This window comes from Acinetobacter sp. 10FS3-1, assembly GCF_013343215.1.
Taxonomy (GTDB): Bacteria; Pseudomonadota; Gammaproteobacteria; order Pseudomonadales; family Moraxellaceae; genus Acinetobacter; species Acinetobacter lwoffii_C.
This window is the reverse complement of record NZ_CP039143.1, coordinates 521,659-534,513: the sequence shown is the minus strand read 5'-3', so window position 1 is coordinate 534,513 and position 12,855 is coordinate 521,659. Positions and strand designations below refer to the sequence as shown.

Annotated in this window: 12 protein-coding genes and 1 pseudogene; 8 read left to right on the top strand and 5 right to left on the bottom strand. The window is 45.5% G+C overall.

What is annotated here, in order from left to right; translation table 11 throughout:
- Positions 1-9: 9 nt before the first annotated feature.
- Positions 10-1,599 (bottom strand): peptide chain release factor 3, encoded by a 1,590-nt coding sequence (locus tag E5Y90_RS02470; RefSeq protein WP_151204324.1) that lies wholly within the window; start codon positions 1,597-1,599, stop codon positions 10-12.
- A gap of 908 nt (positions 1,600-2,507) precedes the next feature.
- Here E5Y90_RS02470 and dusA point away from each other — a divergent pair.
- Positions 2,508-3,530: a tRNA dihydrouridine(20/20a) synthase DusA gene (gene dusA, locus E5Y90_RS02465; RefSeq protein ID WP_218955323.1), complete on the top strand. Its 1,023-nt coding sequence runs from the start codon at positions 2,508-2,510 to the stop codon at positions 3,528-3,530.
- A 45-nt stretch (positions 3,531-3,575) separates the two neighbouring features.
- Here dusA and E5Y90_RS02460 read toward each other — a convergent pair whose 3' ends face one another.
- Positions 3,576-4,079 (bottom strand): hypothetical protein, encoded by a 504-nt coding sequence (locus E5Y90_RS02460; RefSeq protein ID WP_174659312.1) that lies wholly within the window; start codon positions 4,077-4,079, stop codon positions 3,576-3,578.
- Positions 4,080-4,344: 265 nt separating this feature from the next.
- Positions 4,345-5,619: a bifunctional phosphopantothenoylcysteine decarboxylase/phosphopantothenate--cysteine ligase CoaBC gene (coaBC, locus tag E5Y90_RS02455; protein WP_174659311.1), complete on the bottom strand. Its 1,275-nt coding sequence runs from the start codon at positions 5,617-5,619 to the stop codon at positions 4,345-4,347.
- A 113-nt stretch (positions 5,620-5,732) separates the two neighbouring features.
- On the opposite strand from coaBC, the gene radC reads away from it, so the two are divergent.
- Both radC and E5Y90_RS02445 read left to right on the top strand, forming a co-directional pair.
- Positions 5,733-6,446, top strand: a complete 714-nt coding sequence (radC, locus tag E5Y90_RS02450; protein WP_174659310.1) for a RadC family protein — start codon at positions 5,733-5,735, stop codon at positions 6,444-6,446.
- Positions 6,447-6,500: 54 nt separating this feature from the next.
- Positions 6,501-7,412, top strand: a complete 912-nt coding sequence (locus tag E5Y90_RS02445) for a bestrophin family protein (RefSeq protein WP_174659309.1) — start codon at positions 6,501-6,503, stop codon at positions 7,410-7,412.
- A gap of 72 nt (positions 7,413-7,484) precedes the next feature.
- On the opposite strand, the gene E5Y90_RS02440 is transcribed toward E5Y90_RS02445, so the two are convergent.
- Positions 7,485-8,336, bottom strand: a complete 852-nt coding sequence (locus tag E5Y90_RS02440) for a PHP domain-containing protein (protein WP_151205177.1) — start codon at positions 8,334-8,336, stop codon at positions 7,485-7,487.
- A 45-nt stretch (positions 8,337-8,381) separates the two neighbouring features.
- Here E5Y90_RS02440 and E5Y90_RS02435 point away from each other — a divergent pair, with 45 nt between their 5' ends.
- From E5Y90_RS02435 to mnmC, 4 genes and pseudogenes are all read left to right on the top strand, one after another.
- A complete protein-coding gene (locus tag E5Y90_RS02435; RefSeq protein ID WP_151205176.1) occupies positions 8,382-8,993 on the top strand; it encodes an inner membrane-spanning protein YciB in 612 nt (203 codons plus the stop codon).
- Positions 8,994-9,020: 27 nt separating this feature from the next.
- On the top strand, positions 9,021-9,323 hold the full coding sequence (locus E5Y90_RS02430; RefSeq protein ID WP_151205175.1) for a YciI family protein: 303 nt from the start codon (positions 9,021-9,023) through the stop codon (positions 9,321-9,323).
- A gap of 5 nt (positions 9,324-9,328) precedes the next feature.
- A complete protein-coding gene (locus E5Y90_RS02425) occupies positions 9,329-9,832 on the top strand; it encodes a hypothetical protein (protein ID WP_174659308.1) in 504 nt (167 codons plus the stop codon).
- A gap of 39 nt (positions 9,833-9,871) precedes the next feature.
- Positions 9,872-11,771 (top strand): annotated as a pseudogene (gene mnmC / locus E5Y90_RS02420) (FAD-dependent 5-carboxymethylaminomethyl-2-thiouridine(34) oxidoreductase MnmC).
- Positions 11,772-11,937: 166 nt separating this feature from the next.
- Here mnmC and E5Y90_RS02415 read toward each other — a convergent pair.
- A complete protein-coding gene (locus tag E5Y90_RS02415; protein WP_151205172.1) occupies positions 11,938-12,252 on the bottom strand; it encodes a rhodanese-like domain-containing protein in 315 nt (104 codons plus the stop codon).
- A gap of 91 nt (positions 12,253-12,343) precedes the next feature.
- Here E5Y90_RS02415 and E5Y90_RS02410 point away from each other — a divergent pair, with 91 nt between their 5' ends.
- On the top strand, positions 12,344-12,832 hold the full coding sequence (locus E5Y90_RS02410; protein WP_174659307.1) for a YajQ family cyclic di-GMP-binding protein: 489 nt from the start codon (positions 12,344-12,346) through the stop codon (positions 12,830-12,832).
- Positions 12,833-12,855: the final 23 nt, after the last annotated feature.

Sequence of the window (12,855 nt, the reverse complement as noted above, 5' to 3'; positions counted from 1 at the left end):
TTGCTGCGTTTAATGTTCACGTGTCGCCTTGAACTGAATATCCGGATAACGCTCTTGCATCAACTGCAAGTTCACCCGACTAGGTGCCAGATAAGTTAAATGTCCACCGCCATCGAGGGACAATTGATCATGGGCTTTTTTCTTGAATTCATTGAATTTCTTTTCATCATCGCAAGAAACCCAACGTACGGTATTAATATTTACCGGCTCATACACACAGTCCACCTTATATTCTTCTTTCAGACGATAAGCTACTACATCAAACTGCAAGACACCGACTGCGCCCACAATCAAATCATTATTGATTTGTGGCATAAACACCTGAGTTGCCCCTTCTTCGGAAAGCTCTTTTAGACCTTTTTGCAGCTGCTTCGACTTCAAAGGATCTTTTAAACGCACACGACGGAACATTTCAGGTGCGAAATGTGGAATACCGGTGAAGCGTAAATTTTCACCTGAAGTAAAGGTATCGCCGATCTGAATAGTTCCATGGTTGTGTAAACCAATGATATCCCCAGGCCATGCCTCTTCCAGCTGTTCACGCTCCCCGGCCAAGAAGGTCAATGCATCACTGATCCGTACATCTTTACCCAGACGGACGTGATTCATTTTCAAGCCTTTTTCATAGCGTCCTGAACAGATCCGCATGAAGGCAATACGGTCACGGTGTTTCGGGTCCATATTGGCCTGAATTTTAAATACAAATCCACTAAAGCCTTCTTCAGTCGCTTCTACAACTCGCTCATGGGTAGGATGGGCCTTAGGTGGCGGTGCCCATTGAATAAAAGTATTCAATACATGGTCTACCGCGAAATTACCCAATGCTGTACCAAAAAGCACGGGGGTTTGTCGGCCAGCCAAAAACTCCTCATGGTCTAATGGATCATTGGCCATTTGCACCAGCTCCAAGGACTCTTCAAAGGCCGCAAAGGCAAGCTTACCCACTTTTTCACGCAAATCGGCATGGTCATAACCATCACGGATTTCAATATCGGTAATGGTCGAGCCAAAACCGGCCTTGTAAACATAAAATTTATCTTCAAGGATGTTATACACCCCGGCAAAATCACGCCCTGTGCCCATTGGCCAGGTAATCGGCACACAGCGAATTTTCAGGACGCTTTCAATTTCATCCAGTAACTCTAAGGGTTCACGGATTTCACGGTCCATTTTGTTGACGAACGAAATGATTGGCGTGTCGCGCATACGACACACTTCCATCAATTTAATGGTTCGTTCTTCGACTCCTTTTGCCCCATCAATTACCATCAATGCCGAGTCAACTGCCGTTAAGGTACGATAGGTATCTTCCGAGAAATCTTCGTGTCCCGGTGTATCCAGCAGATTAATTACATGATTTTTATAAGGGAACTGCATCACAGAAGTGGTAATGGAAATACCGCGTTCTTTTTCCATTTCCATCCAGTCAGACGTTGCACCGCGATCTGACTTACGGCTTTTTACCATCCCGGCAACTTGAATCGCCTTACCCCATAACAGCAGCTTTTCCGTCATGGTGGTTTTACCCGCATCGGGGTGGGAAATAATCGCGAAGGTTCTGCGGGCCGCGACTTCTTTAGCGAGTTGATCTTTAAACATAGGGAATCTTCAATATGTACACAGTTTTGCACACACTTATAATGCGTGCCCAGACCGTGAAGTAATAACTTAAAATTGGCGTAATTATATATGAATGCTTAACCCGCATCCATGACTCAAACCAAGTTGAGTGAAATAGACATTTATTCAGGCGCATAAACTTTGGAGATAAGACGTTTAGGCTCTATTTAAAGTCGCTAAGATTGGCAAATTAAAATAGAAAATGATGCAGGATTTTATCTACTGAATTTCCATCATCTTGAGATATTTTTTATATAGTCTTCTGATCTATGAGTTCTCACTAAAATTCAGTGATCCCGCTTGATCAAGCTAAAAGCCCCCTTACCAATCGCTTCAAAAAAGCTAAAGGAACGCCCTGCCTCAGCACAACGCTCCTTTTAGATAATTAACTGCAAATAGTGTCGAGTTTGAACATTAACCGCTAATAATCTGGCTATGAATTAAATTGTGTAAATCTGATGCAGACTTACTGTCAAGGATTAACAAATCTGCCCAATCAGGTACTATGCCGCCATGTACAGTAGCATCATCAGGATCGATTTTTAGCACCGCCTTGCCATTTTCATCACCGTCAGTTTTACTGTATTCAGCAAGATTGGATTAATCCGCAAATCAAGTATTGAAGAAATCAGCGTCACCTTCAACTTGATCATTGGCTGCATCATCAGCCACCCCATTAGCCAGCCTGCGCGATGGCGCTAATTAGCCGAATCCTCCGGCTTTCCTGGCTGCTGTTTTGTGCTGTAATGGATTCTCTTATTTACATCATGAACTATTTTTTGATTATGGTGTAAAATTCACTGGGAATGCGACTGACCCATTCATCAATATAGCTTTACACAGATTTGTGCGAGTTGCGAAAGATAGATTAAAGGCATGATGTTTAAATGACGATTCACTCCAATATTGAAAACACTCCATCTCCACGAATCAGTGTAGCCCCGATGATGGATTGGACCACCAAAGATTACCGTTTCTTTGCGCGTCTGTTTAATCCAAATGTCATTCTATACACAGAAATGGTCACTACAGGTGCCATCATTCATGGAGATAGCAAACGCCATCTGGATTTTAATCAGGAAGAACATCCGATCATATTACAACTGGGTGGCTCTAACCCTAAAGATTTGGCCACCTGTACCAAAATGGCACAGGATTGGGGCTATAACGAAGTCAACCTGAATGTCGGCTGCCCAAGTGACCGGGTACAGAATAATAAAATTGGTGCTTGTTTAATGGCAGAGCCTGATCTGGTGGCTGAATGTATTGATGCAATGCGTAATGCTGTTGAGATGCCCGTGAGTGTCAAACACCGCATTGGTATTGATCATATGCAGTCTTATGAAGAAATGCTGCATTTTGTTGATACCGTGGCGAAAACTGGTTGTAACAACTTTATTGTGCATGCACGGATTGCTTTGTTACAAGGACTTTCTCCCAAAGAAAACCGCGAAGTGCCTCCGCTGCGTTATGAAGATGTCTACCGTCTGAAGCAGGACCGTCCGAACCTCACCATCGAAATCAATGGCGGCATTAAAACCTACGCCGAAACACTTGAACACCTCAAGCATGTGGATGGGGTCATGATTGGCCGCGAAGCCTACCATAATCCTTATCTGCTGGCTGAACTTGGCCAATTGTGGAATCTGGAAGCGCCAGATCGTTTTGACATCATGCAAGAGATGTTGCCTTATATTGCCCGGCGTATGGCTGAAGGCGCACCTTTATCGATTATTAGCCGTCATATTCTAGGCTTGTTCCAGAACTTGCCAGGTGCACGTAAATGGCGTCAGGCATTAAGCGGCGGCAATGCCAAAACCCTCAAAGATGTAGAAACGGCGCTGGTGAATATTCAGGAAGCAATGCAGCGTACTGAAGACTATGTACGAGCGCATCAGGTCGAAGCCTAAAAATACAAAGCACCGACCCCCGGTGCTTTTTTAGCATCCAGCAAACTATTGGCTATAAGCGGTGATATTGCCTACCGGAATCGGCTCTACATTATCAGAGGCCGAATGTAATACCGGTTCTACCGCCGGATAAGAGTTTGCCACCGATTCAAGAGTAGTCGCTTCATTAACAGGCTCTAGGGACGCCGCGAGCTGTGCCAGTTCCTGATCCAGTTGCTGACGATATTTTTCAATCTCAATCTCATCAATAAAAGTAAAAGCATCTTTTTCAATGGACCAGTTGTAGCCTCCACCAGCCTTGGCAATCTGCACCTCGATCGGATACTCATGCCCCTGATAGCTCAACTGTGAAATGGCCTGAAAGCCATTGCCGGTACGCTGGACAATTTTCACCTGCAGCACTTTTAAATGATAATCCTGATAATCGGGATTGGCATTAAATTCACGCTGCATTTGTCCCTGAATATTTCGGGCCAGTTCCTCAGTCGATATAAAATAGCTGCATCCTGCCAGACAGGCGATCATAAATCCCATCATGATTTTTTTCATATCGCCCTCTTTGTGATTCCTTCCAACTGCATTTTATCTGTGTCACACTTTTTATCTTCAGATTATTCTGTGATCTATTCTATACTTTTGCTGCGCCATGGATATATTCATCCTTGGTCTATAACCTTAAGTTATAGTTAATCTATTTAACTTAAATTACGCCATTTTTAAAGTTAAACCTATGCTAAAAATTTACATAAAAAATCCCTGATCAACTCAGGGATTTTTAGCAGACCAAGTATTAATCGATCCTATGAATATGCTATTAAAAATCTTCTTCTACAGCAGGATTATGATGTAAGGCAGTATGAATCGCCTCTACCAGCTGTTGTGCGATTTCCTGTTTGGAAGCTTTGTCCAGATCACGCTTGTCCAGATGATAGTGCTCGGCAAAAAACACGGTCATGGCATTTTCATCTGAAGCAAAACCGATATCTGCGCGTGAAACATCATTACAGGCAATCATATCCAGCTTTTTCGCAACCAGTTTCCCCGCGGCATATTCTTCAATATTACGGGTTTCTGCGGCAAAGCCGACCATAAATGGGCGCTTTTCCTGCTGGGCAATCGTAGCCACAATATCCGGGTTTTTCACCAGTGCGACATTCAGCTCATCACCGGCTTTTTTAATTTTATGCTCGGCCACCTGCGCAACACGATAATCAGCCACTGCTGCAGTCGCAATAAAAATATCACAGCCCTGCTCTAGCATCTGCATACTCTCATTCAGCATTTGCACCGCAGAGGAAACATTTTTACGTTTGACCCCATTCGGCGTATCCAGACTGACAGGGCCTGCGATCAAGGTCACGTTTGCTCCTGCTGCATAACAGGCTGCAGCCAGTGCAAAGCCCATTTTCCCGGTACTGTGGTTAGAAATATAACGTACCGGATCAATCGCTTCACGCGTCGGGCCAGCAGTAATGGTGATCTGTTTACCGGCCAGCATGCCAAATTTTTCTGCAATTGTACGCTGGGCCTTGTGAAAATATTCGGTGACCTGTTGAGCCAGCTCTTCCGGTTCCGGCATACGGCCAAGGCCGACATCACCACAGGCCTGTGAGCCTGCATCCGGCATGATCACATGCACGCCATCTTCAATCAACGTCGCCAGATTACGCTGCGTCGCTTTGGCGGCCCACATCTGCTGGTTCATGGCAGGCGCCACCCAAACAGGGGCATTCGTTGCCAGATATAAGGTACTCAACAGGTCATCAGCCAGACCTGCCGCAAATTTTGCCAGAGTGTCACAACTGGCCGGTGCAACCAGTAACAGGTCAGCCCAGCGGGCCAGCTCGATATGCCCCATGCCGGCTTCTGCTTCAGGATCCAGCAGTTCAGTATGCACAGGATTGCCCGACAACGCCTGAAAAGTTAAAGGTGTAATAAAAGCCTGTGCCCCCCGGGTCATGACAACCCGCACATTAAAACCGGCATCTTTCAGACGGCGAACCAGAATGGCGCTTTTATAGGCAGCAATACCGCCAGTGACTGCTAAAATGATATTTTTATGAGAAATTACACTTAGATCAAAGCTCACGAACAGCTTTCCTTTCTGTTGCAGTGGGGCTCACAATAGCATTAAATAATCACATTCCCAAGAGATGCGCTTGGGGGAAAACCAATAATTCATAATAAATAAGTCTAATCATCATGCAATTTTCTATAAAAAACTGGCCAGAACAGGAACGGCCACGCGAACGTTTAATTCAATATGGGGCAGAAAGTTTATCCGATGCCGAACTGCTGGCTATTTTTCTCCGTTCAGGTTCACAGCAGCATTCAGCGGTCGAACTGGCACGTGTATTGATTCAGCATTTCGGGTATTTAACCGCCTTGCTGGATGCACCATTACAGGAGGTCAGCCAGTTTCATGGAATAGGTATCAGCAAATACACCCAACTAATAGCGGTCAAGGAATTGGGACGGCGTTATATTGCTGAGCATCTTAAACAGGATGCACTCGAACTCAGCAACTCCAAACGGCTAAGAGATTATTTACGTTTTGAATTGCTGGGAGAAAGCCAGGAGGTATTTGCCGTGCTGTGTCTGGATGCTGGCTTGAGAAAAATCAGTTTTAAAAAATTGTTTTATGGCTCCATTAATGCATGTGATATTTCCATTAATCAACTGCTACGTTATGCGATTACCCAGCAGGCAACCTCAATTGTTATTGCTCATAATCATCCCTTGGGCAGAGCCTATCCGTCTCAGGCAGATCTCGACTTAACCCGACAGATTCAGCAGGCCTGTCAACTGGTCGACATTCATTTGATTGATCATTGTATTATTGCACTCGAGGGCAGTTTCTCCTTTGCCGAGCAGCACCTCATCAAACCTGAAAAGAACACCATGAATAGCACTTGACAAAGCAGGCACAAGTTCCGAAGATCATGAAAAAAACTGTGATGATTCCAATAAATGATCGTACGTGACCAGCCCAGCCTGTTTAAACTGCTATTTTCCTGGCGGGGGACAATTTTACCGAAGGTTCTGCCCCCTTTAGGTGTGGTCATGCTGATCTCGGCCATTGTCGGCGGATTGGCGCATATTGGTTATCTTGATTTTCCAGAATTACCACTGAGCGGCTTTACCGTGATCGGGGTCGTGCTCTCTATTTTTCTTGGTTTCAAAAACTCGGCCTGTTATGACCGCTGGTGGGAAGCACGCAAACTCTGGGGCATTCTGATTGCCAACGCTCGGCACTTTGACCGTGACTGCCGAATGCTGTCGCAAGGCCGCCGTGAAAGGGTGATTCAGCATGTGATTGTTTTTGCCAATGTCCTGCGAGATCGCCTGCGCCACCAAACGGCGAACCCGACCGAACTGGTTGAAACCAGTGGCATGAGCCAGCAGGCCATTACCCAGCTGTATCAGCAAGCCAATGCCCCGCAGTATACGCTGAGCCTGATTCAATGGGAGTTGATGCAGGCACTCAAAGAAGGTGAAATTTCTGACGTGATTTATATGCAGATGAATGATCATGTGGCCGAGCTTAGTATTGTACAAACCGGCTGTGACCGGATTGCAACGACGCCCTTGCCTTTTGCCTATTCGGTTCTGCTCAACCGTACCGTCTATTTTTTCTGTTTTATTTTACCCTTTAGTCTGGGTTCAACTCTCGGCTTGCTGACCCCCCTGCTGGTGGGAATTCTGGCCTATACCTTTTTAGGTCTGGATGCCTTAAGTTCAGAAATTGAGGAGCCTTTTGGCACACAGAGTAATGACCTGCCCTTGGACTCTATGGTGCGTACGATTGAAATTGAACTGCTAGGAACTTTGGGTAAACCGACGCCACCACCAATTAAAGCTCAAGATCATAATTTGCTTTAATGTCTTTTCTGGTGTTTTCTCTGCTCCTGCACCCTCTCTGACTCGGGGAGCAGCTAGAAATTGAGGCAATAACTAAACAAAACTCTCCCAGATCCCGACCTGCCCTGGTTTTAAACTCGGCACATTCCCCAGTTTAATCCAGGGCATATGGTCGCCGTGAAAATCGCTGCCAATCGACACTTTGAGCCCATGCTCTGCAATCATCCGGTCCACCATCTGCCGGGTTGAAGCTGGATCAATCGCGGGCGGTAGCTCTACGGCATCACCACCAAACTTGGCAAAGATTTCGATCAGGTAACGGATATTGGTCGCTGATAAGTCATATTTGGTTGGATGTGCCAGCACGGCGAAGCCGCCGCTTTCATGAATCACCTGAATGGTGTCTTCAAGATTCAGGCCATCAAATTTAACATAGGCTTTTTTGCCTTCCTTGATATATTTATCAAAGGCCTGTTGCGGGCGGGTCACAATCCCCTTCTCTACCAGCGTTTTGGCAATATGTGTCCGTGTTACCCGATCCGGAACTTGATCCACTTTGGCAAGCACATCTGCATAAATATCCTGACCAATTAAAGGAATCAGCAGATCGCAAATCTGTTTAGAGCGTTCAGCCCGGATTTTCTTTTGTTGATTGAGCGCTTTTTGTAAAGGGGCCAGATCCTGCATGTTTAACCCGACAATATGCACACCATAATTTTTCTTGGTTGCAGGACGTGACCACTGGCTGGAGATTTCAACCCCAGAAACAATCTTAATCTCATGATTTTTAGCGGCTTCTTGAGCCAGCGTCAGACCATCTATGGTGTCATGATCAGTCAGGGCCAGAGTATGGATGAAATTGCCCGCCGCAGCGTCAACCAATTGCTGTGGACTAAAAGTCCCATCAGAAATATTACTATGTGTATGTAAATCTACGCCGTGCATCTCTATACTATAGACATTTATTTGATCAGATTTAGATACTCTAACATGAAAGCACTTTTAGACTTTGTGCCACTCATTATTTTCTTTTATTTATATAAAACTGTAGATCCAAAAGACACTGACCATCAACTGCTACAACTGATCGGTTCTGCTGGAGGTGTCGACAATAATAATATTCTTGTTGCGACCACAGGTCTGATCATCTCTATGCTGGTCGTCTACGGTGCCTTATTCGTCATGCAGAAATTCCGTCTGGACAAGCAGCAATGGATTGTACTGTTTATGACGGTAATTTTTGGTGGCATTACCCTGATCCTGAGCGATGATTTCTATATCCGGCTAAAAGCCGTTTTGCTGAATCTGGTCTTTGCCGGGGTGTTTTTCTTGTCGCCATGGTTTAGCAAAGATAAAAAGCCATTAATCCAGCGCCTGTTTGGTCCTGTCTTCAATTTAACCGATAAAGGCTGGGTCAAGCTCAACTATGCCTGGGTAGGGATGTTTGTCTTGATGTCATTTTTGCATACCTTTTTCGCCTATTTATGGATGGATGGAAAATATTGGGGTGAATTTACCGCATTTGGTGACATGATCGTGATGTTTTCCTTTATCATTATTCAGTTTATTGTATTGCGTAAATACTTTAAAACCGCTGAATAAGTCCAACTACAAACCAAGAGAGCCAGCATGCCGTTATTTGTTGTGAGCTGCACCGATCAAGAAGGTACAGTTGAAAAACGCCTCGCAATTCGTCCCCAGCACCTTGCCCGTTTACAAAAACTCGATGACGAAGGCCGTCTGATTGTGGCAGGTGCCATGCCTAAAGACCCGGCCAATCCTCAAGCGGGCTTTTATGGCAGTACCATTATTGTCGACTTCGATAATCGTGAAGCACTGGATGCCTGGTTACAGGATGAGCCTTTCCTGAAAGAAGGGGTCTACGCACACATTGACGTCAAGCCATTTAATAAAGCATTTCCTCAAGGATAAGGTTCATGCGTGTTGTTACTGCCAGTATGCTTGGCCTATATTTTATGATTGCTCCGGTGTGGGCGGTTGAGGTTTTACCTGCACCCGCCATTCAGGACCGTCAGACAGTAGCAGCGCCAGAGACAGCGGTCCAAACCCAGTCCACTGTAAAGCCTGTAATTCTCCCGGCTGTAGCCACTTCTGCCCAGACCAGTCCAGCCGCTGAAAATAGGCCTTTAACTGCAGAGGAAATTGCCCGCAATAAGGTTCAGCAAGAAGCCAGGGTCAAAGCCTTGGTCAAAGATCAGGCCACCCGTTTGCAACAGCTGGAAGAAGCCAATCTTGAAGCCTTGGCCCAGAATCAGGAATTACAGTTAAAGAACGATAATCTCGGTGTTCAGGTTCAGGTCTTACAAAGCGAACGTAGTGCCCAGATGTTCCTGTATGGTGCTGCAACGCTGGCTGTCGGCGTACTACTGGGCTTCCTGATTGCCAGCTATGTTTATACCAAACGTCGCCGGCAATGGTAAGCTACCACTCTCTTTGACATAGTAAAGGTTGTGCCCGTTTTGTCTCATGCAATTCAAACCGCCGATCTGGATTGGCAACTGGTCGATGGCATTGATGTGCCTGTCTCCAAGCAGTTTGGTGATGTGTATTTTTCTAAAGATAATGGCTTATTAGAAACGCGGCATGTGTTTTTAAATGGCAATGACCTCACCACTCGCCTGACAGAACTCAAAGCTTTTGAATATTTTTGTGTGGGCGAAACAGGATTTGGTACAGGGCTCAATATTCTGGCACTGTGGCAGCTCTGGCAACAGCTTCGACCTGATAATCAGAGTCATCTGCATGCCATTTCAGTCGAGAAATTCCCTCTGTCCAAACCGGATCTGATCCGGGCTTTACATGTCTGGCCTGAACTCAAACCACTGGCGGATCAACTAATTGCCCAATATCCGATGCCTCTGGCAGGCTGTCATCGCCTGAGCTTTCCTGAGGAGCGGTTTAGTCTGGATCTTTGGCTGGGAGATGCACATGAAGTTTTTCCTGTCATCGAAAAAACCGCGCCGGTAAATGCCTGGTTTCTGGATGGTTTTGCGCCCTCTTGCAATCCGGATATGTGGGAAGAAAACGTTTTAAAGCATATTGTGCGCCTATCAGAGATAGGAACCACCTTTGCATCTTTTAGTGTGGCAGGCGTATTAAAGCGCGGCTTAAAAAATCACGGTATTTCCATTTCCCGTCCCCGCGGCTTTGGCCATAAACGTGAAATGCTAAAAGCCATCTGGAAACCTGCTGAAGAGAATGAAAGTCCGTCAGAATCGGATATTGCTCAAAAAAAAAACTGAATCAAAACCTGAGTTAAATACCCAGCCCCGCCAGATTGCCATAATTGGCGCCGGAATTGCAGGTTTGAGTGCGGCATGGGCATTCGCTCAGCGTGGTCATCAAGTCTCGATTTACGACCAGTCAGCGCCACTTGCAGGAGGATCGGGTAATCCTCTGGCTTTACTAAACCCCAAACTCGGTCCAATTGAACAAAGCAGCGCACACCTGATGACGCTGGCATGGCAACATGCCCTCAATCATTATCAGAGCTTTAAAGCTTTTCGTCCGATTCAGGTCAGCCAGCTGGCTTTGAAAAAGCCTGAACAACTGCTCAGTTTGGCAGATGAATATCCAGCAGGCATTCTGGCCCTGCAGGCGGTGGAATCTCAAGAGCTACACAGCGAATATCCTAGTTTAAAACTTCTGGCAGCTGGTGCTGTTTCGCCGCACCAGCTACAGGAGGAAATTCTGCAACACCCTAATATTCATTATGCACAGGCCAAAATCAGCCGCATTGAAACAGCCACCAACACTCAACTGTTTGCAGATCAGCAGTTCCTCGGGGAGTTTGATCATGTGATTGTCTGTACGGCGCGAGAAAGCCAGCAGTTCTTCACAGATTATCCGGTACTCAAACCGATTCGAGGCCAGGTCAGCTGGGTAAACAACCAGAACCAGCCCTTAAACCTAAAAACCGCCTATAGTTATGGCGGCTACTGTATGCAGCTGAATCATGAACAACTGCTGCTTGGAGCTTCTTTTCATCCAAATCGCGAAGACACAGACGTACTGACAGAAGATCATGTGCATAACTATGAACTTATCCACAGTGTCTTCCCCGAATATGCCCAATCACTGCCAGCCGCTGAGACCTGGCAAGGCCGTGCCTCGGTGAGGGCACAAAGTCAGGATTATTTTCCGCTACTGGGTCAAATGCATACCGGAGAAGAAATTTACAGTTTCGCGGGACTGGGTTCCAAGGGTTTTCTGTTTGCGCCATTATGCAGTGAAATTCTGGCAGCCCAGATCCTTGGAGAGGCGTGTCCTGTTCCGTCGGATCTCGTCAAAAAACTCAGCGTGACGCGTTTTCAGAAAAAAGTAAAAGCCAAAAAACCGTATTTCAAGCCGCAAATATAGAATCCTGTTTTAAGGGGGTTCTCTCTCCCTATGGGACAGGGCGAGGGGGAGGGTTTTATTTTATTGTGAAAATATTTCATCTCTCCCTGCCCCTCTCTAAAAGGAAAGGGAAAAATATTACCCCCATTAAAAAAGCGCCTGACGGCGCTTTTTTTTACAAAGTCAATTATGCACTCTGTTCTAAGGGCATACCTGCTTCACGAGCAGCACGGGTTCCCCCCATCAGAATGACATATTCACGTGAATTATCGAAAGCTTCTAACTTCTCAGCTGCACGTGGTGCTTTGCTTCCACCGCCACATAAAATATAAATTGGTTGATCCGCCGACACCTGAGTCAGGCTGTCTGCTGAAAGATCGTTAATAGGCTGATTCACTGCCCCTTTCACGTGTGCTTCAGCATAAGCACTTGCATCGCGTACATCCCAGATTACGGCATTTTCTGGGAACTCAAATGTTGTAATTTCTTGTTTACGGATCATTGCGCACTCCTTTGATATAAACAACACTTGGCAAATGAAGAAAACATCCCTAGCATCTCAGATATTCTTTCCATTTGTAAAGGTCTAAACCATGCCTTCTTTCGATATTGTTTCAGAATTAGAAATTTTTGAAGTAAATCATGCAGTTCAAAACACTCAAAAAGAAATCGGAACACGTTTTGATTTCCGTGGACAGGAGGTTTCAATTGAACTGAATGAAAAGAACAAGGAAATCAAAATTATCACTGAAAGTGATTTCCAATGTGAGCAAGTGTATACCATGCTGGAAAACCACTTCTATAAGCGTAAAGTCGACATTCAGGCGCTTGATCCGCAAAAAATGACAGCTTCTGGTAAAAATGTGATTCAGGTCATCAAGCTTAAAGATGGTCTTGACTCTGATACTGCGAAAAAAATTAATAAAGCCATTAAAGAAAGTGGCATTAAAGTGCAATCTTCAATTCAGGGTGACAAGATTCGTGTGACCGACAAGAAACGCGATACCTTGCAACAAGTGATGGCATTCCTGAAGGAACAGCAATTCGGTTTGCCTTTACAGTTCAACAACTTTAAGGATTAAGACAGCGTCCTGTCTGGCTGAGG

Coding starts and splice junctions, on each gene's coding strand:
- E5Y90_RS02470 (WP_151204324.1), bottom strand. CDS start 1,599: ATGTTTAAAGATCAACTCGCTAAAGAAGTCGCGGCCCGCAGAACCTTC.
- dusA (WP_218955323.1), top strand. CDS start 2,508: ATGACGATTCACTCCAATATTGAAAACACTCCATCTCCACGAATCAGT.
- E5Y90_RS02460 (WP_174659312.1), bottom strand. CDS start 4,079: ATGAAAAAAATCATGATGGGATTTATGATCGCCTGTCTGGCAGGATGC.
- radC (WP_174659310.1), top strand. CDS start 5,733: ATGCAATTTTCTATAAAAAACTGGCCAGAACAGGAACGGCCACGCGAA.
- E5Y90_RS02445 (WP_174659309.1), top strand. CDS start 6,501: ATGATCGTACGTGACCAGCCCAGCCTGTTTAAACTGCTATTTTCCTGG.
- E5Y90_RS02440 (WP_151205177.1), bottom strand. CDS start 8,336: ATGCACGGCGTAGATTTACATACACATAGTAATATTTCTGATGGGACT.
- E5Y90_RS02435 (WP_151205176.1), top strand. CDS start 8,382: ATGAAAGCACTTTTAGACTTTGTGCCACTCATTATTTTCTTTTATTTA.
- E5Y90_RS02430 (WP_151205175.1), top strand. CDS start 9,021: ATGCCGTTATTTGTTGTGAGCTGCACCGATCAAGAAGGTACAGTTGAA.
- E5Y90_RS02425 (WP_174659308.1), top strand. CDS start 9,329: ATGCGTGTTGTTACTGCCAGTATGCTTGGCCTATATTTTATGATTGCT.
- E5Y90_RS02415 (WP_151205172.1), bottom strand. CDS start 12,252: ATGATCCGTAAACAAGAAATTACAACATTTGAGTTCCCAGAAAATGCC.
- E5Y90_RS02410 (WP_174659307.1), top strand. CDS start 12,344: ATGCCTTCTTTCGATATTGTTTCAGAATTAGAAATTTTTGAAGTAAAT.